Here is a 26,095-nt window from a genome sequence, read left to right on the forward strand (position 1 = left end):
TTAAGGGAAGTGACCATATCACAGGGGGGAAGTTGGGTGTCTACATCTGAAATATCTAACGATTTAGTTCAAAAAGCCTATGATCTTCTTCAAGAAGATGCAAATAAAATATTAAAGTTAATTGAAGTGCAAATGGAAACACTCACCAACCGTAGATGTCCTTTGTATGAGGAAGTCTTGGATACTCAAATGTATGGCTTATCAAGAGAGATTGATTTTGCTGTGAGAGCAGGTTTAATGTCAAGTAGTACAGGCAAAGAAATCATTAGTGAGCTAGAGAGGAATTTAGCCAAGCTGTATGAAGCGTTAAACCAATGTGAATGAGTATTCACTAATTCTGTTTATTAAGGGATGCCTCTACTATTTCAAATTTGGCTCTATGTAGAGCCTTATTCATATATTGAAAATAAGAAGGGGTGAGCTTATGTCCGGTTTTGACAATAGTGGTGCTGTACGTATTTCACCTGATGTAGTTGCAACAATTGCGGGTTTAACAGCGATTGAAACACCTGGTATTGCGGGTATGTCTGGTGGGGTTTCAGAGGGACTTGCTAAAAGATTAAGTGGAAAAAATGTACAAAAAGGTGTGTCTGTTGAAGTAGGACAATTAGAATCAGCCATTGATTTAAGAGTAATTGTAAATTATGGTTCCAAAATACATGAAGTTTGTAAAAACTTGCAAACGAATGTAAAGGAATCAGTAATGAGTATGACAGGTTTATCAGTGGTTGAGGTGAATGTCAAGGTAGAAGGTGTGGTTTTCCAAGAGGAGACTACTGATGCCCTTCAGAAAGTAAAATAAATAAAAAAAATAACCCTAGGGTTATTTTTTTTATTTAGATAAACGGTTATTTTCACGAGAGATACTGAGCAAGATACCAACACTGATCAGTGAAGTAATCATAGATGAGCCCCCTTGACTAATAAAAGGAAGAGGAACCCCCGTTATTGGAATTGCATTAGTAACCCCTCCAATATTGATAAGGGCTTGGATTGCTAATATCCCTACGATCCCAGTTCCTACTAATGTACAAAACATATCTGTAGATTTAATAGAAATGATTAAACCTCTCCACAATAATAATAAGTAAGTCATTAAGAAGATAGTACTACCGATAAACCCTAGTTCTTCTGCGATAATGGAAAAAATAAAATCATTAAAAGGAAAAGGGAGATAAAAAAGTTTTTGAATGCTTTGTCCAAAACCAGCCCCTGTCATCCCACCATGTCCAAAAGCATATAAAGACTGGATGATTTGATAACCACTACCCAGTTGATCAGACCAAGGGTCTTGGTAAGATGTAAATCGACTTAATCTAATATTAATAGCAGTGCTTGTAGTTTCAAACTTAGTTAATAGGAATAGAAGTAGGCTCATAACTCCTAAAGATACCGTTAATATGCCAAATAAGTGTTTTAGATTAGCCCCTCCAACAAAGACAACTAGTAAAGTACCAAATATAAGAATAGCAGCTGTCCCAAGGTCTGGTTGAATAAGTATTAATCCCGACACGAAAGCAATAATAACTAAAACAGGTAACAAACCTGTTTTAAAATCTCTAAACTGTTCTCCCTTTTTACAGATAAGAGCAGATATGTACAGGATGATACCTATTTTTGCAAATTCTGAAGGCTGTAAAGTTCCAAATGAACCGAGAGTAATCCAACTTCTAGCTCCATTTAGTGGCTCGGTGAATAACACAAAAACCAGCATGATGATGATCGTAAAATTTATGGGTGAAATCCATTTTTTAAGCTTTTCAATACGCATATTCATTACAAAAAACATAGCAACTAAACCAACAATGGCAAACACAACTTGTTTTTTCGTATAATATAAGGCATCTTGTTGATAAAAAGAAGCAATCGGGGAACTAGAACTAAAAACCATCACGATTCCAAATCCTACAAGTAAAAAAGTTAAAACGAGCAGAATAAAATCAGGAGTCCCTCTTCTACCGTTATCCATTTTAAGGGACCTAGCTTAATAGTTTTTCTAATTCTGATATTTTTTCGTTAGCTACTTTTAAAACAGGCTGAGGGATATCAGCGTTATAATCTACTCCATGTGGGAAGCTTTCTTGACCTATGTATATGTCCTCTGGTGTCAATACAGCATATGGAGATTCCATTTTTCCGTCAATCACTCTGCAATTGACTCTTAAAAAATAGACATCATTTTTTTGGTCTTGTATTCTAAGATCATATGTAGCTCGATAATACTCCCACTGTCCTCTCACAAATCCTAAACCGCCTGTAATTTCATCCATATATTTTAATTCGCTTTGCAGTCCTTGTAATTCTTTTTTTTCTAAAATCATTAGTTGACCTCCTAGACCTTTTTATTCTTTATCCATGATAGTATGTTTCATTCAGTTGTGCAAGTTTAAACCCAAAAAAGTGAAGAAAAACAAACGATTGTTTAAGCTTCGAACTATTTAAATCTCTAGTGTGTTAAGGGATAGTGTTGAGGGATGATTTACATATTTTAAAATTTAGTGACAAAAGAAAGAGGTTATTGATGATATAATATGAAGAAAGAATAAATGATTCGATGTGAAGGTGATGAATTTGAATAAATATACTCAAAAAATAGAAACACTTTTCCCCGAGATGGTGAAATGGAGAAGACATCTACATATGAATCCTGAATTGTCTTTTCAAGAAAGTGAAACTACACAATTTATATTTGATAAACTATCGGAGTGGGGCATAAATGCCATTAAATCTAAAAACAATGGTGTGATAGGCACAATATATGGAGATAAATCCGGTCCTACAGTTGCATTAAGGGCTGATATCGATGCATTGCCTATTCAAGATGAAAAAAAGGTGCGTTATGCTTCACAAAAAAAGAATATTATGCACGCATGTGGTCATGATGGTCATACAGCTAGTTTGCTTTCGATAGCAAAAATACTGCAAGAAGACCGATCTGAGTTAACTGGGAATGTCAGGCTTATATTTCAACCTGCTGAGGAACAATATCCAGGTGGAGCGTTATCTATTATTGAAGATGGTGCATTGGAAGATGTGGATGTCATTTATGGTGTACACTTATGGACGCCTTTGCAAACAGGAATTGCTTCTTCAGTTGCAGGACCAATCATGGCATCCGTTGATGAATTTAAAATCAAAGTGATAGGAAAAGGAGGTCATGCTGGATTACCGCATGATACAGTGGATAGTACCTTGGTTGGAGCTCAGTTAGTGGTTCAATTACAATCTATTGTTAGTAGAATGATCAATCCAATAGAACCAGCAGTTGTGTCTGTAGGTTCATTTCATTCAGGGGAAAGCTTTAATATTATTTCATCTCTTTGTACAATCAAAGGCACAGTAAGAACGTTTAATGACAAAATCAGAGCTTATATTCAAGAGCGATTTACTCATATATGCAAACAAATCGGTGAGCTGTATGGTGCCGAAATTGAGTTGGATTATATTAATGTATATCCACCTGTTGTAAACCATAAGAATGAAACGAATCGCTTTATTAAGATGAAAGAAAGCGAAATTGTACATGCTGAAATTTCAACTTCCCCTTTAATTATGGCTGGAGAAGATTTTTCGTATTATTTAAAGAAAGTTCCTGGTTGTTTCATGTTTGTAGGTGCTGGTAATGAAGAGAAAGGAATGAATTTCCCTCACCATCACCCTAAATTTGATTTTGATGAAAGAGCAATGAAAAATGCGGTAGAGCTGCTTTTAGGGATGACGTTAGATTATATGTATGTAAATGCATCGAATGGGTAACTATAAATTTGAATCCGTATTTGAGTAATGATCGTTCAAAATGGTTCACTTTTGAACACGTACTATAAGATTAGGAGGATTACCCATGTCAACACTAAAAGATATTATGACTACTGATTGTGTAACAGTGACCTCACAGGATAACATTTATGAGGCTGCAGTAAAGATGAAAGAACATAATATTGGAATCATCCCTGTTGTGGAAGGCAAAAAATTGATCGGGGTATGTACGGACCGTGATTTAGTAATTAGAGGCTACGCAGAAAAAAAATCAGGTTCAACAGCTGTAAATGAAGTGACTAGCACAAACATAATAACAGCTTCTCCAGAAACAAGCATTGATGATGCAGCCAATATGATGGCAGAGCAGCAAATACGTCGTTTGCCAGTTGTAGAAAATGGAGAGCTATGTGGAATTGTTGCAATTGGTGACCTGGCTGTACGTGATATTTTTGAAAATGAAGCTAGCGATGCATTAAGTAAAATATCTGAACCGACACAAGAGCAGCAAAATTTTGCTCATTAAAATTTAAAATATCTAAAATTTAGTAAAAAGAATATGAAAGAAAAAAGGGGGGCCATCTGTGGCCCCCTTTCAAATAGGGAGTGATAAATCTTGTCATGTTTAATTGTACAAGCTGATTTCACATTGCTTTTTGAAACGGACTCACCTAAATTTGAAGAGGTTAGTGAGTATCTATCTCTTTTCTCTGATTTAGTGAAAACACCTGAACATATCCATACATATAAAATAACTCCTCTATCTTTATGGAATGCTTCAGCTTCTGGGGTTAAATCCCAAGAAATCATTCGTTTTTTAAAAAAACATAGTAAATTTGAAATTCCTTTAAAAATTTGCAAAGACATTCAAATGTATATGAATCGTTATGGGATTTTAAGATTAGAAAAAAATAATGACTCTTTGACATTAATATCTAGAGATTCAGACATCATGAAACGGATTCGAAAATCGGATTCAATTCAACCGTATTTATTAGAAGAGATAGATCAGTATTCATGCAGAATTGATTTGAAACATAGGGGAATCATCAAACAAGAATTAATTCAATTAGGATTTCCTGTAGAAGATATTGCAGGATATTTATCTGGTGAAACGTTACAAATACAATTAAGTGATCTGGAACTTAGAGATTACCAATCAAATGCAATCGAATCTTTTTATCAAGGAGGAAGTAAAAGTGGTGGAAGTGGATTAATCGTTCTACCTTGTGGTTCAGGTAAAACCATCGTAGGTATGGGGGTTATGTCAAAAGTGAACTGTGAAACATTAATTTTGACTACAAATATGACTTCAGTGAAACAATGGAAACGAGAAATATTAACAAAAACAAACGTTACTGAGGAATTTATTGGAGAATACACTGGGGAACTGAAACAAGTAAAACCCATTACCATTGCTACTTATCAAATTCTAACACATCGAAAAAGCAAGGTTGATGAATTTATTCATATGGAGCTTTTCAAAAAAAGAGATTGGGGATTGATTATTTACGATGAAGTACATTTGCTGCCTGCACCTGTTTTCAGAGAAACTGCTAATATTCAAGCTACCAGAAGATTGGGTTTAACAGCAACATTAATCAGGGAAGATGGCAGAGAAGAGGATGTATTTTCCTTAGTAGGTCCTAAAAGATTTTATTTTCCGTGGAAAAAGCTTGAACAACAAGGTTGGATATCAACAGTAAAGTGTTATGAAATTCGGGTTGAATTATCAGCTGATCTAGAAAAACAGTATAATCAAACGGAAAATCAAAAGCAAAAGTATAGATTAGCTTGTGAGAATTCCTTGAAAATCGATGTGATTGAACAGCTTATTGGATTACATTCAGGAACACCAACTCTTATTATTGGTCAATATATAGATCAATTGAAAAAGATTTCAAATATTTTAAAAGCACCATTAATTACAGGACAATTGCCTCAATTAGAAAGAGAACGGTTATACAGTGAATTTAAAGAAGGAAAGGTTACGTTGCTGGTCGTATCAAAAGTAGCCAATTTTGCAATTGATTTACCTGATGCTGGTGTTGCCATTCAGGTATCTGGTAGCTTTGGTTCAAGGCAAGAAGAAGCACAGAGACTTGGTAGAGTTTTAAGACCTAAGAAAACAAATAATAAAGCACATTTTTATACATTAATTACGAAGGATACAAAGGAGCAGGAATTTGCGTTAAAAAGACAATTATTTTTGGTCGAACAAGGTTATCAGTATCAAATTTTAGATTCGAATCAAATAACGAAGAAGGAGCTGCTAACCTCGTGAATTGTGAAAAGTATCTTTCCAAGTTGCCAGCATCTTTTATTGAAGAAATTCAAAACGATTCAACATATGCTCAAATCATAAGAAACGGACATGAGCTAAAGGATTGTTTAACATCTTCTGATTTATTAATGAAGTGTTATGAGAAATTAAGTTATCTAGAAAAGAAAACTTTGAATTTAATCCTTAGAAACTTTGGCTATGGTCCATTTGAATGGAAAGACATGCTTTTATCAGTAGATACACCATTTTCAGAATCGGAAATTAAGGTAGGTCTTACACTTTTAAGACAAAAAGGAGTTGTTTTTACATTTCGAAAAACATGGGGAGATCATGTTTTTGTAATTCCCAAAGATAGTTTTCGTTCCTGGGTAAGCGTATTGATGCCGGATACAAATAAGATGGAATATTTACCTGATGAGGAAGTTCAACCTACTCATAAGATAGGACGTGGATTTTCATTTGATATGTTTCAATTCATTATTTTTATAGAGAAAAATGAGTTGGAATTAACACAAGCCGGATTGGTTAAAAAACGGCAAGTTCAAAAAATATGTGATTTCATTGATTTTAATGAAGAGGATTTAGAATATATTGATTTTAAATACGAGGGGGAGGATGTTTATCCAAAACAATTTGCAATAGTACTTGATATGATGATGAGATTGCAATTAGTCAATAAAGAATCTAAATCATTTCATCTAAATATGGAAAAAACACATGTTTGGCTTCTTCAAAATATGGATCAAATGAATAGGATTTTATATGAAAACTGGCAGCAAATATGTATGCCTAGTAATGTTTGGCTTCAGCTAATATGGGCAAAAATAGAGACTCTGGACTATGATATGTGGTATCCTATAGATGAACTGATAAAGTGGGTAAAAGGCACGCAGATTTTACAGTCCACTAATATAGATGAAACGCATTGCGCTAACCAAATACTAAATTGGATCAAAAGTTATGCGGGATTTGGTTGGATTGAGATAGGGAAAAACAACAAGGATGAATTTGTTTTCAAATGGAAGATTAATATTCATGCTGAAGTAGAAGTAGATATACCTGTAGTAGATGAGGTGCAGTTTTATGTTCAAGCTGACTTTGAAGTTATTGTTCCTCCCAATGTTCCTTTTCATATCAGATGGGAACTTGAAGGAATGTCAGAGATCACATATTCAGACCTTATTATGCGTTATAAATTGCATAAAAAAAGTATCGAAAGAGCGAGACAAAAAGGAAAAACATCAACAGATCTGATTCTTTTTTTGGAGCAAAATTCAAAATATGAATTGCCTGAGAATGTAAAGAGCTCAATTGAAGAATGGTCTGAACAGTTTGGGAAGATTGTGATTGAAGAGGTTCTATTATTGAGATGCTCGGATAGTAAAATATCAGAACAAATAAAAGAAAATCCGATATTTCAGCCATATATTCTAACGATGTTGGGTGATCGGGATTTTATTATTGATAAAGGCAGCTCCAAAGAATTTTATAGGAAGTTAGAACAGCATGGATATTCACCTTTTATTAAAGAAACAAATAAGCAAAATTCGAATCAAATAGACAAAAACAACTCTGATATAAAACCTATTCATCTAGACGATTCATTTATGTTTGAGGACACTTCGTCAGCTTCAAAAGGATTGATCTATTCTAATAAAGCAATGTTATATTATGATATGGAAAAAACATTTCCAAAAGTAATAGATGTCTATCCAAAATTAGAACAAATTCCACCAATGTGGTTAAAACAATATAGATCTTACCATCCGTCAACAGAAAAGGAAATTGTACAAAAAGCCATTGAAAATCGTGTATATTTAAAATTGCGTAGCAATCATAAAGAGAGAACCATTTTGCCAAAAGAATTAGAAGAAAAATCAGATCAATATTCAGTACGAGGATTTGAAAACAATGATGAAATTACCTTATTTTCCCATCAATGGAATGAAATGAGGTTGATTTTCCCTGGGATTAATGATAAATAGTTATTAAGTCCTAATTAATGTATGAAAAAAAGGGCGTTTTACAATTATCTCTAACTTATAAATAGAATTAGATAGGAATGATATAGATGAGTGTATATGAACTCACTGATTTGGATATGTCTACGTTGTTAATGGAAGCATATGATCTTGGTGATATGATAAATGCTTCCGAGGAGCTTAACGATTATTTGTTTTGGAAAAAAGAGATTGAAAAAGACGCAGAGGTTCAAATAAAGGTAAATCAATTTCTGAAAAAGAAGGAGATTTATGAGGATTGCGAGAGGTTTGGACAATTTCATCCAGACTATCATTCAGCTTTAGAAGAAGTTCAAAAAGTAGAAAAAGAATTAAATGAGTTAAATAAAGTTAGAAAGTTCAAAGAATCGGAAGAGAAGATTGATCTTCTCCTATATTCGATTTCTAAAACTCTCGCTCATGAAATTTCAGAGGAGATAAAAGTGCCAAGCAACAATCCCTTGCCAACAGTAGCAGGCTGTGGCTCAGGTGGATGCAGTGGAAAGTGCAGTTAAAGACTTTTGTCCCTGCCAGAATGTTCAGATCAAACTTAAACATTCTGGCAGGGTATTAAAAAAGGTTATAAAAAAGGTTATACACGGTGAAGCTTAAATACAGGTTCTAAACGACCTACATTTTCATTCCTGCGATTCTTTATAATTGGATAATGAAACCTAGTTAGTTCTTGTTTTTCGTGTGATGAAAGCAAGCCCAATTGAGATAGAATTTCTACAGCTGATGGATAAGAAGCTCTTTCTGCTCCGTCACTAACTTTGATTGCTATACCTAAATCTTCTGAAGGGATTGTTAAAGCAAATACACCTTCATTGCCCATTTTTCCAAGAATACGACCTTTAGTGGCTTGAATGAGATGTGTATCAAATCGCTCTGTTCCTGCTATATAAAATGGTTGCAAAGAAACAGCATGAACTATTTTTTCACAAGCTTGTTTCTTTCTTTCAGCTAAAGAGGTCGGTGAACCCAATTTTGCAAAAGCAGTTGCTAACTGGTGAACTGTTATTCCAAACACAGGAACACCACAGCCGTCTTTAGCAATATTAATCTCGCTTGTTTTAGCCCCTGTCATTTCTTTGATAGTTTCTAACATGATTTGTTGAACTGGATGTTCGACGGATAAATAGCTATTCAATGGGCAATTTAATAATTTGGACAACAGAAGCATGCCAGCATGTTTTCCAGAACAAGTATTATGCAGGCTTGTGAATTGAACATTTTCACGAAGCAACCTTTCTCTTGTTTCTTTATGAAGTGGCTTTTGTTCTCCGCATAACAATTGAGAATGATTTAAATTTATTTTAGTGAGAATGGATTGTACTGCTCTGACATGTTCTGATTCTCCATTATGTGAAGAGCAGATAACAGCAATTTCTTCATCCGATAATTCGATATCAGTATTTAATACTTCTTCCATGATTGGAATCGCTTGCAACAGCTTGGCAGTGGACCTAGCATATGTTTTATAGTGGGGATCTCCTAAATAATATTGAAGTTTGCCATCTGAATTTGAAACCGCAATATAACCATCGTGTAGGCTTTCGATCATAGATCCTCTTTTTACATGTATCAAAGTAGTCAAGAAATTCACTCCCTTTAGTTTTAAGAAATTATGAATTTGAGGTGTTAAAATGTTTACTGGAAGAACTGGACTCATCATATGGGTTAAACATATAAAAGCATTAAGATTAGTTGAAAGATATGGCACAATTCACTATGTATCAAAAAAGATGAAGTATGTAGTGTTATATGTTAATGAAACAAAGGTAGAACAAACGATTGCTCAATTAAACAAACTGAATTTTGTTATAAACATTGAACGATCTTATCGAAGAGAAATTAAAACAGATTATGATACTAATGTGCCTGATAAAACTAGATTTTACTCCATTTAATTAAAATCCCATTTGATTATTACTTAATGCAAGCTAGATGTCAAATGAAAATCATTATCTTTTTGTACATATTAAAAGCGCCTAAACTTAGATTGATGATGAACTAACATCAATCCTTCTAAAAGGCGCTTTTTTTCCGGCTATATTTCAGATCAAAAATCCTTCATTTAGTTTTCTTCTTTTACCTTGAATCGTTCTACAGATTGATTTAATTCTGTAGACATGGATAATAAGTCATCAATTCGGTCTATGACAGTAGTCATATTTGAAGTTGTTTCGGTTGCAGATGCGGCAACTTCTTCAGTACTTGATGTTGTTTCCATCGCATAGGAAGAAGATTCCTTGGAATTGGTCTGAATAGATGATACACTTGATTTTTGCTCTCGTAGCAAATTATTCATTGAATTAATGGATAGTAACACTTTATCCATGGATTCAATAATTTCCAATAAAGCTGTTTTAGCTTTTTCCGCTGCCATTCTTTCTTCATGGGCTTGTTCTATGTTATAAGCCATTGTATTGTTTACATTAGAGATTGAATCAAGTACAAGATTAATGATTTCCTCTACGTTGTCTGAAGCTTCCTTGCTTTGTACTGCTAATTTTCTTATCTCATCAGCAACAACAGCAAATCCTTTTCCCTGAGTTCCTGCACGAGCAGCCTCAATACTAGCATTTAAAGAAAGCAAATTTGTTTGCTTGGCAATATTTTTTGAGGTTTCAAGTATTTTTCTGATTTGGAATGCACGTTCTTCTAGTATATTGACTTCTTTAGAAGAATGATCTGTAGATTCGGCCAAAGATTGAACTCCATCGATCACGTTTTCAAGAATGGATTGATTATCATTGATTGTTTCCTGAGTATGTTTAGCTTTTTCTATAACATTATTTTTTTGCGTTTCAATTTCAGTGGCAAGCTCCATAAATTGATCGATTTTATCATCGGTTTCCTGGCTTATAGTTGCTTGATATTCAGAGCTATGAGCAATTTCGTCGATGGCTGCTGTGATTTGTTTAGAAGCTACAGCTACTTCGTCCACAGTTAGACGAAGCTTCTCTGATGTAGTGAGAGTTAGTTTTGACGCCTGTTTCGTATTGGTTACAAGCTGATTTAAGCTGTACACCATTTCGTCAAACGAATCTGCAAGCATCCCAATTTCATCTTTTCGTTTGATATTAGTTGTTTGGGTTAAATCCCCTTTAGAAATTCTATTTGAGACGGATATTAATTTTTTGAGGGGTTTAATTAATCTATTGGAAAACCCAAAAGCAATGATAGTGACTGCTGCCAATAAAGATAAAACAACGATGATGATTACATTTCTAATTTCTGAAACTGCACTAAATGCAACAGTTACTGGAGTTTCGACAAAAACAGCACCACCAATTTGATTATCATATACATAAGATGTCACATGTGAGACCCCATTTTCATCTTTAAAAATTCCATATCCACTCATACTATTGATTTCTGAAAATTCAGTAGTTTCCAATTTGGCGATCATATCCATGACACCTTCGTGTTCAAGTGTGTTTTCAACAGCTCCATCTTGATTTATTAATGCTAGATGTTCTTCGTCATCTGAAGCTACTAAGTATCCATCACTTGAAATTAAAAACATTTGATTTTGATTTTCTTCGAAATTTCCTCTTATCTCCTTCCAAGCGGACTGTAAACTTAAATAAGTTCCAATTGTTCCAATGGGTTTGTTAACTAAATCAGTCACTGAATTTGAAACTTCCAAAATAAATTTCGGTCCCATCATATAGTTGCTTTCTTCAATTTTTCCTATGTAGTTACCTGTATTATTTACTTTTATGTAAGAGGAATCTTCGGAACGGTCTTGCATAATAGAGGAGAATCCAGACCGTAATACTTCTTGGCCCGTTTCATCTATTTGGTAGATATCAATAAATTTCGAGCTTGTCCCTTGCAAGTGGGAGAATCCAATGTTGATTTCTTCAGTAGATTTGTTTTTTAATAAATCAGACATTAGATTTAATTCTTCAGAAGTTGTGAGAACATAATTTTGCAATGATTGCAGTTGGGTTTGAGCTACCATTAAAGATTGATTTTGAATATTTTCCTCCATTTTTGTTGATACGTAAGGAGTAATAATTATACTAAGTAAAAGTCCAGTAGTTACCATAGAGAAGAAAAATAACAGATTGATTTTTGTCCCTATCCCATGAATGTTAAATTTTTTTCTTATGTATTTTGACCTATCTTGTGTATCTTTTTTTATGTTTTTTGCCACACAAAAACCCCCTTAATAAATCCAATTGTATTAATTGAATTATATCATTAATAGGGGGTATGAATACTGCATTTCGGTAAAATGTTTCCAAAATAAAACATATTTAATACATTTTTCTACATAAAAAACTATAGATAATAAAATAATAAGCATAACATCATAATACAAAATAATACTAACCCTGTTACAAGAAGTGGTTTAATGAAATTGAATTCAGACATTTCTGAAGGTAGTCTCATCGAGTCTATATCATCACCCAGCATTTCTCCTTGGCGAGTAGTTCTTTTTACCACTTTTCGAATACTAGAATAGAAAAAATCGAAAAAACCGCCTCTAACAACAATGAGGAATAAGCCAAGTAATAAAAATACCGCTGAGATGATAAAAATCGAATTGATGTATGAGACTAAGGTAATTTCTTTATAATAAAGAAGCGATAGGAAAAAAGGTGCTAAAAAAATAAAAATATTGAATAAAATTACCTTTTTATTGTATAAATACATGATCAACCTCCTAAATCTCATTATATAATTCGGGTTCTAAAAAGGGAAGTTTTTAAGAAGATAACGCTTTACCATAAGACTATAATGACGTTTTACAGTGATAAAATAATTACTAAAATATAGTACTGTAGACCTATTATTTTGTATCTTAAGTCATTAGTTTTATCAAAAATTGTAAAAATAAATAGGTATTTAGAATTATCAAAAAAATAATGTACAATTTATAGAAAAGCTGTATAATAAGAGTAGTGGACAGAAACCCACTGGAAAAAAATGATTAAAAAAGGGGAGAATTTATTCATGAGAAAGACAAAATGGTCTTTTCTACTAACACTCATGTTAGTGTTAAGTGTGTTCGTAGCTGCATGTAGCGGCGGAGGAGAGGCAACTCCTGAAGAAACACCTGCAGATGAAGGTACTACAACTGAAGGAGAAGCAACAACTCCAGAAGAACCAGCATCAGATGTAGCACAAGTATTGAACGTGCTTGAAACAGCTGAAATCCCAACAATGGATACTGTAATGGGTACAGATGCAGTTGCTTTTGAATGGGGTAACGCAGTATTTGAAGGTTTATACGCTTTAGGTGAAAATGCACAACCTGTTCCAGGTGTTGCAGAAAGTCATGAAGTAAGTGAAGATGGTAAAGTTTATACTTTCAAATTACGTGAAGATGCAGTATGGTCTGATGGCTCTCAAGTAGTAGCAGACGATTTCATCTTTACTTGGCAAAAGGTTGTAAACCCAGAAACTGGTTCTCAGTATAACTTTATAATGGGTGACATACTTAACGCAAACAGCATCATGGCTGGTGAAATGACTCCAGACCAGTTAGGTGTTAAAGCAATTGATGAAACAACTTTAGAAGTAACTTTAGAGCAACCAGTTGATTATTTCCTTTCATTAACTGCGTTCCCTGTATACTTCCCGCAAAAGCGTGAGTTTGTAGAAGCGCAAGGTGAAAACTATGCTCTTGAAGTTGAAAACTTACTTTTCAATGGTCCATTTGTTATGACAGAGTGGAAACATGAAGAAGGTTGGGTACTTAAGAAAAACCCTAATTATTGGGATAAAGATGTAGTTAAGTTAGAAGAAATCAACATTAAAGTAGTAAAAGACGTAGCTACTGGAGTGAACTTATACGACACTGGTAAAGTTGATCGCGCTGGATTAACTTCTGAATTTGTAGACAAGTATAGAAATGATCCTGCATTCACGACAATTGAAGAAACAGTTGTATTCTGGTTTAAAATGAACCAAGAAAATGAAGCCTTAGCAAATGAAAACATTCGTAAAGCGATTGCATTAGGTGTAGATAGACAAGGATTAACAGATGTTATCTTAAACAATGGTTCTATTCCTGCATATACAGCAGTTCCTAAGGGATTTGTTTCCCACCCAGAAACTGGTGAAGAATTCAATGACAAATACGGTAATTTCTATGAGTTTGATGCTGATCTAGCATTAGAGCACTGGAATAAAGGTTTAGAGGAATTAGGATTAACTGAACTTTCATTAGAAATTTTAGGTGGAGATACTGAAACAGCTAAGAAATCTGATGCTTACTTTAAAGATCAATTAGAGAAACATTTACCTGGATTAACTGTTACATTATTAGAGGTTCCATTTAAACAACGTCTTGAATTAGACGAAACTCAACAATATGATCTTCAAGTTGCAGGTTGGGGTCCAGACTATCTTGATGCTATGACTTTCGTTGATCTTTGGGTAACTGGTGGCGGTCATAACATGATGAGTTATTCTAACCCTGAGTTTGATCAATTAATTGAAGATTCTAAAACGAATTTAACTGGTGTTGAGCGTTTTGAAGCAATGCAAGAAGCTGCTCGTATCGTAATGGAAGATGCTGCATTCTCTCCACTTTATCAACGTGCAAGAGCAGTGTTAATTCAACCATACATTAAAGATATGTTTGTTCTTCCTTTTGGTCCAGATTATACTTATAAGTGGGCATCTATTGAGAAATAAGTAATCAAACATGTTAGTGTTTATTTAAATTAGGAAAGAGAGTATGTGCTCTAGCCCATACTCTCTTTTTCCCTGTAAGCTGTTGAATGACTTGTGTGAATGCACAAAATCGATTAGGAGGTGCAGAAATGGCAAAATACATTTTGAAACGTGTAGCATTTTCATTTATTACATTATTAATTATTGCATCCATTACGTTTTTCTTAATGAAACTTATGCCAGGAACACCGTTTACTGCTCAAGAGAAATTAACTGAAGTTCAAATAGAGATTTTAAATGAAAAATATAACTTGAATGATCCAGTGCCAGTTCAATATGCTAAATATATTGGTAACATGTTAAAAGGAGATCTAGGGGTTTCTTTTCAATTTGATAATCGAAATGTTACTGATTTAATATTAGACCGCATTGGACCTTCTGCTCATCTTGGTTTGCAAACGTTAATCTTTGGAGCAATAGCCGGAATAATTTTTGGTGTAATTGCAGCACTGAAGCAAAATACGATGTGGGATTATGGATCTACATTTTTAGCCGTATTAGGTAAATCAATACCGAATTTTGTCTTTGCAGGGATGTTGCAATATTTTATTGGTGTAAAACTTGGTTGGTTTCCAGTCGCATTTTGGGAAGGGCCGTCCTATACAGTTATGCCTACCATTGCAAACGCAATGTTTACCTTAGCAGTAGCTGCTCGTTTTATGAGAACTGAAATGATCGAGGTCCTATCATCTGATTATATTGTAACTGCAAAAGCTAAAGGGTTAAGCAGTGCAGTGGTGACTATAAAACATGGGTTGCGTAATGGATTAATACCACTGGTTACAGTGTTAGGTCCTTTAGCAGCAGGTTTATTGACGGGTTCACTCGTTATAGAAAGGATTTTTGCTATTCCGGGACTAGGTGAACAATTTGTGCGTTCAATTACTACAAATGACTTTCCTATGATTATGGGTATAACATTATTTTATTCTGTTTTTCTAATATTTGTAATTTTATTAGTTGACATTTTATATGGTATTATCGACCCTCGTATCCGTCTTGCAGGAGGTAATAAATAATATGAAATCTGAAGAAATATTGTCTAAACAATTATTTGAACCTGCAACTATAGATCCAAGTAAGGGTGAGGAAATTACAAAACCAACTCTTTCTTATTGGCAGGATGCTTGGTTGAGAATTAGAAAAAACGTTGGCGCCATTATTGGTATTATTTTGCTAGTGACTTTAATATTTTTTGCTCTTGTCGGACCATATATGACACCATATGATTCATTTGAGCAAGATTTATCTAGAGCCAAACTACCGCCTAAAATACCTGTTCTTGAAAATATAAGCTGGCTCCATTTGGATGGAACCATTCAATTTACAAAAGATCAGCCACGAATAGATGTATATGAACAAAAAGGGATTGAAGAGTATTTTTGGTTCGGTACTGATGGGTTAGGTCGCGATTTATGGACAAGAACTTGGGAAGGAACACGTATTTCTTTATTCATTGCATTGGTAGCTGCGTTGATAGACATGGTAATCGGTGTAGCATATGGTGGAATCTCTGCCTATTATGGGGGCAGAGTAGACAATGTAATGCAAAGAATAGTTGAAATATTGTATGGTATCCCATTTTTAGTGGTTGTTATTTTATTTATGCTAATTTTAAATCCCGGCATATTATCGATCATACTTGCCATGACAGTAGTTGGATGGCTTGGAATGTCTCGAGTTGTCCGAGGACAAATATTAAAATTAAAAAATCAAGAGTTTGTATTGGCATCTAAAACACTGGGAGCCAAAGATTCTAAAATAATTATTAAACATTTATTGCCGAATATTACGGGTGTAATTATTGTTAATACAATGTTTACGATACCTGGTGCTATATTTGGTGAAGCATTCTTGAGCTTTATTGGATTAGGTTTACCTGCACCAATGGCATCACTAGGAACCTTAATCGAAGATGGTTTCAAATCATTACAAATTTTTCCACATATGATCTTGTTCCCGGCAATTGTTATCAGTGTCATTATGATAGCATTCAACCTTGTAGCAGACGGATTACGCGATGCGCTAGATCCTAAAATGCGCGACTAATAAAGGTAGGTGGTAAATATGGAAAAAATACTTGAAGTAAAAAATATGCACGTTTCATTTGATACATTTGGTGGTGAAGTTCAAGCTGTTCGTGGTGTTGACTTCGATTTGAATAAAGGTGAAACGCTAGCCATTGTTGGTGAATCTGGATCAGGCAAATCAGTGACATCCAAAACAATTATGCGTTTGATTCCTACACCACCAGGTAGAATTAAAGAAGGTGAAATCCTTTTTGGCGGTAAAGATTTAGCCAAACTTTCAGAAAAAGAAATGCAAAAAATTAGAGGTAAGGATATCTCTATGATATTCCAAGACCCAATGACTTCCTTGAACCCAACAATGAAGGTTGGGAAACAAATTATGGAAGGTTTAATTAAACATCAGAAATTAAGCTCTAGTGCTGCTAAGGAACGAGCTATCGAATTATTAGGATTAGTTGGTATTCCGCAGCCGGAGGTTCGTATAAATCAATTTCCTCATCAATTTTCTGGAGGGATGCGTCAGCGTGTTGTAATTGCAATCGCACTAGCTTGTAATCCTAAAATTTTACTGGCAGATGAACCTACTACAGCGTTAGATGTAACCATCCAAGCTCAAATAATTGAATTGATGAAGGATTTACAGAAAAAAATGAATACATCCATTATTTTTATCACACATGATCTTGGTGTAGTAGCCAATGTGGCTGATCGTGTTGCAGTAATGTACGGTGGAAAAATAGTTGAGATTGGTACAGTGGATGAAATATTCTATAATCCACAGCATCCATATACATGGGGGTTGCTTAGCTCTATGCCTAGCCTGGATGCTAAAGAGGATGAATTATTTGCGATTCCTGGTTCACCACCAGACTTAATAAATCCACCAAAAGGTGATGCATTTGCAGTTCGTAATCAATTCGCACTTAAAATTGACTTAGAAAAGGAACCACCGATGTTTAAGGTTTCCAATACTCATTATGCTGCAACGTGGTTATTACATGAAAATGCTCCAAAAGTAGAACCGCCACCATATATTAAACGATTGAAAGAGACAAAACAATTGTCTAAGTCGGGTGCGAAAGCGAGTGATCACAAATGAGTAAACAAAAGCTTCTTGAAATCAATAACTTGAAACAGCATTTTGAAATATCTAGAGGTAATGTAGTAAAAGCAGTTGATGGTATTTCATTTGATGTGTATAAAGGTGAAACTTTTGGTCTTGTTGGGGAATCAGGCTGTGGTAAATCAACTACAGGACGAACCATTATTCGTTTATATAATGCAACCGATGGTAATATCATTTATGATGGTGTGGATGTACATGATAAAAAATCTAAAAAGGATTTAAAAATGTTCAATCAAAAAATGCAAATGATTTTCCAAGATCCATATGCATCATTAAATCCTCGTATGAAAGTTTCTGATATTATTGCTGAAGGTATTGATATTCATGGATTAGCTTCCTCTAAGGAAGAAAGAATGGATCGTGTCATTGAACTTCTTGAAACGGTTGGTTTAAATAAAGAGCATGCTAATCGTTACCCACATGAATTTAGTGGAGGTCAAAGACAACGTATTGGTATTGCTCGTGCACTTGCTGTTAAACCTGAATTCATCATTGCTGATGAACCTATTTCAGCATTAGATGTATCTATCCAAGCACAAGTGATCAACCTTCTGAAGAAGCTTCAGAAGGAGAAAAAATTAACTTATCTATTTATTGCTCATGATCTTTCAATGGTTAAATATATCAGTGATCGAATCGGAGTTATGTACCAAGGGAAGATAGTTGAACTTGCTGAAAGTGATGAACTTTATAGTAATCCAATTCATCCATATACGAAGTCACTGTTATCCGCTATTCCATTACCTGATCCTGAGCATGAACGAACTCGTAAACGTATCATTTATGATCCATCTCAGCATCAGTACAATAATAGTGAAGAAGCATCCCTAAGAGAAGTCAAACCTGGACATTTTGTATATTGTTCTGAAAATGAGTACAAGCGTTATAAAGCAGAAAATCAATAACAAACAATTATATAATCACCCGTTAATGACCTTTAAAAAGTTGTCATTAACGGGTGATTTTTCTTTTTATGAAAGATTCAACTGCATTTCACAAAGACTTTGTTACGGAGTTTTTCTACTTTGTCCAATATGTTGGTATATATTCTAAAAATATTAATATAAATAGTTATAGTTATGATCATGCCACATTTGACAGAATATTTGATCTTTATTAGAAAAGTGCTTATTCATGAATACTGAATCTCCCCGGATAAAGTTTTTTATATATACATAAGCACGGCTGCTTGTTCTATACCGTTGGTTAATTTAATATGTAATATTGTATTCTACTAATTGAAAATAGCAGATTTTTTCTAATATTGATTAAAATTCAGTTAAATAATGGTAAATAAAAATATAGGGGGAATTAGATGATGAAAAAGGGGTTCAAGTTAAGTCTCCTAGCTGTATTAGGTTTAGTATTTGTAATGGGAATGGTTTTGATTGGATGTACAGATGAAACGGCTGATCCCGTGGATGATGAACCTGTAGAGGATCAGGATAATTCTACAGAAGATGAACCAAAGGATGAGCCAGCGGATAATCCACCAGTTGAAGAAAAAGTATTTCGAGCGAGTTTTGCAAGTGAACCACCTTCGCTAGATCCTGGTCAAGCAACAGATACAACTTCATCCACAGTTCTTCGTGGGGTATTTGAAGGATTAACTCGAGTTACTCCAAATGGTACTGAACTCGCGGGGGCTGAAAGTTATGAAATTTCAGATGATTATTTAACTTATACATTTACATTGCGCGACCACAATTGGACGAATGGAGATGCGGTAACAGCTCATGATTATGAGTATGCATGGAAGCGTGTATTAAATCCTGAATTTGCAGCGGATTATGCGTATCAGCTTTATTACATTAAAAATGCGGAAGCTGCTAATACAGGAGAAGGAAGTCTTGATGATGTAGGTGTAAAAGCATTGGATGATAAAACGTTAGAAGTTACGCTTGAAAATCCAACAGCCTATATTATGGATCTTTTTGCATTTACAACATATAAACCTGTAAATAAAAAAGTAGTTGAAGCCAATGCAAATTGGTCCAATGATGCAGGAGAATTGTATGTTAGTAATGGTCCATACAAATTGGATGTGTGGGAGCATGGAAATGAAGTACAATTAGTCAAAAATGAAGGTTATTGGGATGCAGATACTGTTCAATTAGATCGAATCATCTATGCAGTAGTTGAAGATGAAGGTACTGTATTAGCATTATATGAAGATGGTGAATTAGACTGGGCGGGTTCACCGTTCTCTTCTTTACCAACGGATGCTCTTCCAGTTTTAAAGGATCAAGGATTGTTAACTACACAGATAAGAACTGGAACTTATATGTATTTATTTAATGTAGAAAAAGAGCCATTTAATAATAAAAAGATACGCCAAGCGCTTTCATATGCAATTCATCGTCAAACGATAATTGACAACGTATCACAAGGTGAGCAAATTCCAGCAATGGGTCTAGTTCCTGCAAATATGGAGTTAGTGAAAGAGCCGTATTTCCCAGATAACAATGTAGAACAGGCGAAGCAATTATTTAATGAAGCTCTTGCTGAATTAGGATATGCGAGCGCAGAGGATCTACCTCCAATTGTGCTTAGTCATAATACTAGTGAAGGACATCAAAAAATTGCTCAAGCCGTTCAAGAACAATGGAGGCAGGCATTTGGAATCGAGGTCACTCTTGAAAATGCAGAGTGGGGTGTTTATCTTGATCAATTAGATGCAGGAGACTTCCAAATCGGACGTTATGGTTGGATTGGTGACTTTAATGATCCAATCAACTTCCTTGAAATCTTTAAAGAGATAGGTGGAAATAACAAAACAAATTGGCATAATGAAGAATATGCTAGCTTGTTGGATAAATCCTACTCAGAAGGGGATGTAGCTGTTAGAACTCAATTGCTAAAGGATGCGGAAGCTATCTTTATGGATGAGATGCCTGTAGCACCGTTCTATTATTACACTTTCAACTACGTTTATAATCCTCAAATCAAAGATATTTTCCTAGATAGTTTAGGAAATACGGATTTGAAATGGGCATATGTTGAATAAAAAACAACTCTAATTATGCTAGTTTTATGATATCAACTTAAGGTATATGGAAAAGCTCCATATACCTTAAGTACTATGAAGAACTAAAAATCCAATAAAAGTGGAGGTGGCGCGGATTGACTAGGTTTCTTCTACGTCGCTTATTTTTTGTTTTGATCTCTCTGTGGGTCATAATATCTGCAACCTTTTTCTTAATGAAGGCAGTACCTGGTGGTCCTTTTTCAGCTGAGAAAAAAGTTCCAGATGAGATTTTAAAGAGTTTAGAGGCACATTATGGTTTAGATAAACCATTAGCAGTTCAATATTATGATTATCTTAAATCAGTTGTAACCTGGGATCTTGGTCCATCTTTTAGATATGATGCGGAAACAGTAAATCAAATTATTAACAGGACGTTTAAAATCTCACTAGTTTTAGGATTGGAAGCGTTATTATTATCGATTGCATTAGGTTTGTTTTTCGGAGTAATGGCGGCACTGTATCATAATAAATTTCAGGATTATTCTTCAATGGTATTAGCGGTTATTGGCATGTCAGTTCCTAGCTTTATTTTGGCTGTATTTCTACAATATATATTTGCTATAAAATTCGATATTTTCCCAGCAGGTAGATTTGAAAGTCCTCTGCATCATGTGCTTCCAGCCTTATCTTTAGCAGCTTTGCCAACTGCTTTTATTGCTAGACTAACCCGCTCCAATATGCTAGAAGTGCTGCAACAGGATTATATTAAAACAGCCAGAGCTAAAGGAATAAAAGAAAATGCAGTAATGATTAAACATGCAATTCGAAATGCAATACTTCCAGTTGTTACTTATTTGGGACCTTTAACAGCAGGGATTTTGACTGGTAGTTTTGTAGTAGAAAATATTTACGGAATTCCTGGATTGGGAACACAATTTGTACAAAGCATAACAAATCGTGATTATACCGTAATTATGGGCACAACCGTCTTTTATAGTATTATTCTCGTCTTTATGATATTTGTCGTAGATATGTTATACGGAGTTATCGATCCGCGCATTAACATTACTGGAGACAATGCTAAAGGAGGTAATGCTAATGAGTTCCAATAAAGTAACCTTAACACCAGAGCATTTTAAGTCCTATGAAAAAGACATTAGACAAGCTGAAAAAATTTCAAGGAAAAGTTTAAATTACTGGGAAGATGTTTGGATTCGTTTGAAGAGTAATAAAATAGCTATAACTGCGATCGTTGTATTATCCGTATTGATTTTAATGGCTATATTTGCACCCATATTCAGCTCATACGAGTATCAAGGACAGGTTTTAGAAGATAAGAATCAACCTCCTTCATTAGAGCATTGGTTTGGGACAGATGAATTAGGAAGAGATATGTTTGTACGTACTTGGTATGGTGCAAGAATTTCATTATTTATCGGAGTTGTTGCAGCTTTAATAGATTTAACAATTGGTGTTATATATGGAAGCATTGCAGGTTATTTTGGCAGAAAAGTAGATGAAGTCATGATGCGAATCTGTGATGTATTATACGGTATTCCGTATTTACTTGTCGTGATTATGTTAATGGTTGTATTGCCTCAAGGATTAGGTACGATGATTCTTGCGTTGACTGTGACAGGTTGGATTACAATGGCAAGAATTGTCCGTGGACAAATTTTACAATTAAAGGAACAAGAATTTGTGTTGTCTGCACGTTCATTAGGTTCAAGTACTAAGCGGTTGCTATTCAGACATTTAATTCCTAATGCTATGGGACCCATTATTGTTACTTTAACTTTAACCATACCACTAGCTATTTTTACTGAAGCATTTTTGAGCTTTTTGGGATTAGGAGTTCAAGCCCCTATTGCTAGTTGGGGAACAATGGCGGAAAACGGAATACAGGCATTAAGATATTTTCCATGGAGAATATTCTTCCCAGCATTCTTTATTAGTTTAACTATATTAGCATTTAATATATTAGGTGACGGATTGCGTGATGCACTAGATCCACGTTTACGTAAATAAGGAGGTGACTAAAATTGGAAAAATTGTTAGAAGTGAAGGATTTACATGTATCCTTTCAAACTTATTCTGGTGAAGTACAAGCTGTCCGAGGTGTTAGTTTTGATGTGAAAAAAGGAGAGACAGTTGCAATAGTTGGAGAATCTGGATGTGGAAAAAGTGTAACAGCACAAACGATTATTAAATTAATCCCAATGCCGCCTGGGGAAATTAAACAAGGTTCTATATTGTTTAATGAAAAAGAAATTGTAACAAAATCAAAAAAAGAAATGTTCGAGATTCGTGGAAAAGAAATCGGAATGATCTTTCAGGATCCAATGACATCTTTAAACCCCACTATGAAAGTTGGAAACCAAATTCGTGAAGGGCTTATAAAACATCAACGTATGAGCCCAAGAGCTGCTACGGAAAGAGCGATAGAGCTATTAAAGTTAGTTGAAATTCCACAACCTGAAAAAAGGATCAATCAGTATCCCCATGAATTTAGTGGAGGGATGAGACAGAGGGCAATGATTGCAATCGCTTTGGCTTGCAACCCCAAGTTATTAATTGCAGATGAGCCAACAACAGCATTAGATGTCACCATTCAAGCCCAAATATTGAAGCTTATGAAAAACATTCAGAAAAAAATGGGTACATCGATCATACTTATTACACATGATCTTGGCGTTGTAGCTGATCTTTGTGATCGTATCGTTGTAATGTATGCAGGAAAAGTAGTGGAACAAGGAACAAAACGAGAGATTTTCAAAAATCCTCAGCACCCTTATACAAAAGGATTGCTCCGCTCAATTCCAAGATTAGACCAAGAAAAAGAGACTTCTTTAATTCCTATATTTGGTACGCCTCCAGATTTAATAAGTCCTCCAGATGGGTGTGGCTTTTGTGAACGCTGTGACGATGCAATGAACATTTGTAAATTAGAGGATGCAGAGCTGCATCAAGTTAGCGAAACACATCAATCAAGGTGTTGGTTATTACACCCTATGGCACAGGGGGTGGAATCATGAATGAACCTTTAATCGAGGTTAGAAATCTAAAAAAACATTTTATAGTAGGCAGAAAAAAGGTCTTAAAAGCAGTGGATGGAGTTAATTTTACGATTCAGTCAGGTGAGACCTTGGGAATGGTTGGGGAATCAGGATGTGGTAAATCTACTGTGGGAAGAACCATGCTCCGTTTATACGAACCTACCTCGGGGGAAATGATCATAGAAGGTAAAAACATTTATGCACTATCAGCAAGAGAATTAAAACAGAAGCGGCGAGATATGCAGATGATATTCCAAGATCCTTATGCCTCTTTAAACCCAAGAATGACTATCAGAGATATTATTGCTGAGCCCTTAGACATACACAAATTAACTTCAAGCAAACAAGAGCGTATTGCTAGAGTCGAAGAATTGTTAGATCTGGTTGGTTTAAATTCTGACCATGCCAATCGTTATCCACATGAATTTTCAGGTGGACAAAGGCAAAGAATAGGAATAGCTAGAGCTCTAGCTGTAAATCCCAAATTTATTATTTGTGATGAGCCCATCTCAGCACTAGACGTTTCCATTCAAGCACAAGTAGTTAATCTCTTAAAAGATTTACAAAAAAAACTAGGCTTAACTTATTTGTTTATTGCACATGATTTATCCATGGTGAAACATATCAGCGACAGAGTGGTGGTTATGTATTTAGGAAATATAGTGGAACTGGCAGATAGTCAAACATTATACAAAAACCCATCGCATCCTTATACTAAAGCTCTGATGTCAGCTATTCCTATACCTGATCCAGATATTGAAGAAAACCGAGTAGGTACTGTTTTATCAGGTGATTTACCAAGTCCAATTAATCCTCCAAGTGGATGTGCGTTTCGTACTAGATGTCCTATAGCTACTGAAAAATGTGCAGAGGTAAAACCCGAATTTCAAGAGGTAAAAGATGGGCATTGGACTGCATGTCATTATGTTGATTAAATGTAAAGACTCCCACTGAAACAATATTCTCTATATCGGAGTCTCTCATAGGTGTACGAGTATTTCTAAAATCGGATGCGAATTTTATGATTTGCATTCGGTTTTTTCTTTTTCTCACTTTGCTAACCGATCCGAGAGTTTTCTTTATCACAAATGTGAGTTATTATATATAATTATATACATGTATTTAAATAAACGCTTGAAAGAATGGAGAGGATGATTCCCTTGAACTTCCATCAGCTTCATATATTTTTTACAGTAGCCGAAAAAGGAAGTTTTTCTGCTGCTGCACAATTTTTGCATATGACCCAGCCTGCTGTAACAATGCAAATTCAAGCACTAGAAGATCATTTTGGCACAAAGTTATTTCATCGAACTACTAAAAAGGTAGTTTGCTCTGAAGCAGGAAAAACACTATTGCCATATGCAAGAAAAAGCATTCATTTAATTAAAGAAACAGATGAAGCTATGTCCAAGTTTACACATTCTCTAAAAGCTAGATTACAGTTAGGAGCAAGTTTGACAATTGGGGAGTATATTCTGCCGAGAATATTAGGTCCATTTTCATCTGAGTATCCTGATATTACAGTAAGCTTACAAGTAAACAATACAACACAAATTCTAGATGAAATCTTAAAACATAAATTAACGTTTGGTTTAATAGAAGCAGAAATACAGCATCCAGATTTACAAACGCAAGCGGTGTTAAATGATGAGCTGAAGTTAATATTACCTTCTAATCATCCACTTTTAGATATGGATGTCATAACGATAATGGATGTTTTGAAGTATCCTTTTATATTACGAGAGCAAGGTTCAGGAACTAGACAGGTTATGGAGAAAGAGTTGTCTGAACAGGGGATAGATATGAATTCAATGAATATTGTTATGGAATTAGGGAGTACAGGTGCTGTGAAGTCAGCTGTAGAATCAGGACTTGGAATATCCATACTATCCTATTCATCAGTTAAACATGAAAAGACACTTGGTTTGTTGCATACCAGAACAATTGATGGAATCTCTTTTAAGAGAGAGTTTTATTCTGTGCATATTAACACGGCTATTTTACCTATCTCAGCGATTACTTTTTTAAGTTTCCTTAGAGAACGTGACTTGAGTCAATGGCTCTAAGTACCCCAAAAAGTGAAGAGATATCTTCGATGGAGTTTCCTAATTCTTTTTGGGGACCCCGGAACCCCCCACAAAAAAGTGAGGGTAAGCTTTGTAGATAACGCCTATTA

At 34.7% G+C, this 26,095-nt stretch carries 24 protein-coding genes; 19 read left to right on the forward strand and 5 right to left on the reverse strand.

The features are described from left to right. Positions 1-36 precede the first annotated feature (36 nt). Both Q5Y73_RS04375 and Q5Y73_RS04380 read left to right on the forward strand, forming a co-directional pair. Positions 37-324, forward strand: coding sequence for an Fpa/YlaN family protein (locus tag Q5Y73_RS04375; RefSeq protein WP_305990607.1), 288 nt, complete (start codon positions 37-39; stop codon positions 322-324). A 100-nt stretch (positions 325-424) separates the two neighbouring features. Then, complete coding sequence (locus tag Q5Y73_RS04380) at positions 425-802, forward strand: Asp23/Gls24 family envelope stress response protein (protein WP_305990608.1); 378 nt, start codon at positions 425-427, stop codon at positions 800-802. A gap of 30 nt (positions 803-832) precedes the next feature. Here the strand turns inward: Q5Y73_RS04380 and ftsW are convergent, their stop codons facing one another. Both ftsW and Q5Y73_RS04390 read right to left on the reverse strand, forming a co-directional pair. Then, on the reverse strand, positions 833-1,969 hold the full coding sequence (ftsW, locus tag Q5Y73_RS04385) for a putative lipid II flippase FtsW (RefSeq protein ID WP_305990609.1): 1,137 nt from the start codon (positions 1,967-1,969) through the stop codon (positions 833-835). A gap of 10 nt (positions 1,970-1,979) precedes the next feature. Beyond that, a complete protein-coding gene (locus tag Q5Y73_RS04390) occupies positions 1,980-2,321 on the reverse strand; it encodes a YugN family protein (protein WP_305990610.1) in 342 nt (113 codons plus the stop codon). 250 nt (positions 2,322-2,571) lie between these two features. On the opposite strand from Q5Y73_RS04390, the gene Q5Y73_RS04395 reads away from it, so the two are divergent. The 5 genes from Q5Y73_RS04395 (at position 2,572) to Q5Y73_RS04415 (ending at position 8,555) form a co-directional block, all read left to right on the forward strand. Then, positions 2,572-3,756 (forward strand): amidohydrolase, encoded by a 1,185-nt coding sequence (locus Q5Y73_RS04395; RefSeq protein WP_371320139.1) that lies wholly within the window; start codon positions 2,572-2,574, stop codon positions 3,754-3,756. Positions 3,757-3,841: 85 nt separating this feature from the next. Then, on the forward strand, positions 3,842-4,282 hold the full coding sequence (locus Q5Y73_RS04400) for a CBS domain-containing protein (RefSeq protein WP_305990612.1): 441 nt from the start codon (positions 3,842-3,844) through the stop codon (positions 4,280-4,282). A gap of 90 nt (positions 4,283-4,372) precedes the next feature. Then, the gene (locus Q5Y73_RS04405; RefSeq protein ID WP_305990613.1) at positions 4,373-6,040 is read left to right on the forward strand and encodes a DNA repair helicase XPB; all 1,668 of its coding nucleotides are present in this window, start codon (positions 4,373-4,375) and stop codon (positions 6,038-6,040) included. Further along, positions 6,037-8,025, forward strand: coding sequence for a helicase-associated domain-containing protein (locus Q5Y73_RS04410; protein ID WP_305990614.1), 1,989 nt, complete (start codon positions 6,037-6,039; stop codon positions 8,023-8,025). The genes Q5Y73_RS04405 and Q5Y73_RS04410 overlap by 4 nt, the downstream gene beginning before the upstream one ends. Positions 8,026-8,111: 86 nt before the next feature. Beyond that, positions 8,112-8,555: a YlbF/YmcA family competence regulator gene (locus Q5Y73_RS04415; protein WP_305990615.1), complete on the forward strand. Its 444-nt coding sequence runs from the start codon at positions 8,112-8,114 to the stop codon at positions 8,553-8,555. A gap of 77 nt (positions 8,556-8,632) precedes the next feature. On the opposite strand, the gene Q5Y73_RS04420 is transcribed toward Q5Y73_RS04415, so the two are convergent. Further along, on the reverse strand, positions 8,633-9,637 hold the full coding sequence (locus Q5Y73_RS04420) for an asparaginase (RefSeq protein WP_305990616.1): 1,005 nt from the start codon (positions 9,635-9,637) through the stop codon (positions 8,633-8,635). Positions 9,638-9,686: 49 nt separating this feature from the next. Between Q5Y73_RS04420 and Q5Y73_RS04425 the strand changes: the two genes are divergently transcribed. Continuing rightward, entirely contained in the window at positions 9,687-9,950 is a 264-nt protein-coding gene (locus tag Q5Y73_RS04425) for a YlbG family protein (protein WP_305990617.1), read from the forward strand. A gap of 167 nt (positions 9,951-10,117) precedes the next feature. Here Q5Y73_RS04425 and Q5Y73_RS04430 read toward each other — a convergent pair whose 3' ends face one another. Next, positions 10,118-12,208, reverse strand: a complete 2,091-nt coding sequence (locus Q5Y73_RS04430) for a methyl-accepting chemotaxis protein (RefSeq protein ID WP_305990618.1) — start codon at positions 12,206-12,208, stop codon at positions 10,118-10,120. A 128-nt stretch (positions 12,209-12,336) separates the two neighbouring features. Beyond that, a complete protein-coding gene (locus tag Q5Y73_RS04435; protein ID WP_305990619.1) occupies positions 12,337-12,711 on the reverse strand; it encodes a DUF3899 domain-containing protein in 375 nt (124 codons plus the stop codon). 300 nt (positions 12,712-13,011) lie between these two features. Here Q5Y73_RS04435 and Q5Y73_RS04440 point away from each other — a divergent pair, with 300 nt between their 5' ends. The 11 genes from Q5Y73_RS04440 (at position 13,012) to Q5Y73_RS04490 (ending at position 25,985) form a co-directional block, all read left to right on the forward strand. After that, positions 13,012-14,700, forward strand: a complete 1,689-nt coding sequence (locus Q5Y73_RS04440) for a peptide ABC transporter substrate-binding protein (RefSeq protein ID WP_305990620.1) — start codon at positions 13,012-13,014, stop codon at positions 14,698-14,700. A 128-nt stretch (positions 14,701-14,828) separates the two neighbouring features. After that, positions 14,829-15,758 carry an oligopeptide ABC transporter permease gene (opp3b, locus tag Q5Y73_RS04445; RefSeq protein ID WP_305990621.1) on the forward strand — a complete coding sequence of 310 codons (930 nt, stop codon included), beginning with the start codon at positions 14,829-14,831 and terminating at the stop codon, positions 15,756-15,758. A gap of 1 nt (position 15,759) precedes the next feature. Further along, positions 15,760-16,788 (forward strand): oligopeptide ABC transporter permease, encoded by a 1,029-nt coding sequence (gene opp3C / locus Q5Y73_RS04450; protein WP_305990622.1) that lies wholly within the window; start codon positions 15,760-15,762, stop codon positions 16,786-16,788. An 18-nt stretch (positions 16,789-16,806) separates the two neighbouring features. After that, positions 16,807-17,868 carry an ABC transporter ATP-binding protein gene (locus Q5Y73_RS04455; RefSeq protein WP_305990623.1) on the forward strand — a complete coding sequence of 354 codons (1,062 nt, stop codon included), beginning with the start codon at positions 16,807-16,809 and terminating at the stop codon, positions 17,866-17,868. Beyond that, positions 17,865-18,800, forward strand: coding sequence for an ABC transporter ATP-binding protein (locus tag Q5Y73_RS04460; protein WP_305990624.1), 936 nt, complete (start codon positions 17,865-17,867; stop codon positions 18,798-18,800). Before Q5Y73_RS04455 ends, Q5Y73_RS04460 begins: the two co-directional genes overlap by 4 nt. Before the next feature lie 413 nt (positions 18,801-19,213). Further along, positions 19,214-20,902: a peptide ABC transporter substrate-binding protein gene (locus Q5Y73_RS04465; protein WP_371320140.1), complete on the forward strand. Its 1,689-nt coding sequence runs from the start codon at positions 19,214-19,216 to the stop codon at positions 20,900-20,902. Positions 20,903-21,018: 116 nt separating this feature from the next. After that, complete coding sequence (locus Q5Y73_RS04470; RefSeq protein WP_305990626.1) at positions 21,019-21,975, forward strand: ABC transporter permease; 957 nt, start codon at positions 21,019-21,021, stop codon at positions 21,973-21,975. Then, positions 21,962-22,891, forward strand: coding sequence for an ABC transporter permease (locus Q5Y73_RS04475; protein WP_305990627.1), 930 nt, complete (start codon positions 21,962-21,964; stop codon positions 22,889-22,891). The genes Q5Y73_RS04470 and Q5Y73_RS04475 overlap by 14 nt, the downstream gene beginning before the upstream one ends. 14 nt (positions 22,892-22,905) lie before the next feature. After that, positions 22,906-23,898 (forward strand): ABC transporter ATP-binding protein, encoded by a 993-nt coding sequence (locus Q5Y73_RS04480; protein ID WP_305990628.1) that lies wholly within the window; start codon positions 22,906-22,908, stop codon positions 23,896-23,898. Next, on the forward strand, positions 23,895-24,854 hold the full coding sequence (locus Q5Y73_RS04485) for an ABC transporter ATP-binding protein (protein ID WP_305990629.1): 960 nt from the start codon (positions 23,895-23,897) through the stop codon (positions 24,852-24,854). Before Q5Y73_RS04480 ends, Q5Y73_RS04485 begins: the two co-directional genes overlap by 4 nt. 219 nt (positions 24,855-25,073) lie before the next feature. Next, a complete protein-coding gene (locus tag Q5Y73_RS04490) occupies positions 25,074-25,985 on the forward strand; it encodes a selenium metabolism-associated LysR family transcriptional regulator (RefSeq protein ID WP_305990867.1) in 912 nt (303 codons plus the stop codon). The last annotated feature ends 110 nt before the right edge of the window (positions 25,986-26,095 follow it).

It is taken from the genome of Chengkuizengella axinellae (assembly GCF_030730905.1).
Taxonomy (GTDB): domain Bacteria; phylum Bacillota; class Bacilli; order Paenibacillales; family KCTC-33759; genus Chengkuizengella; species Chengkuizengella axinellae.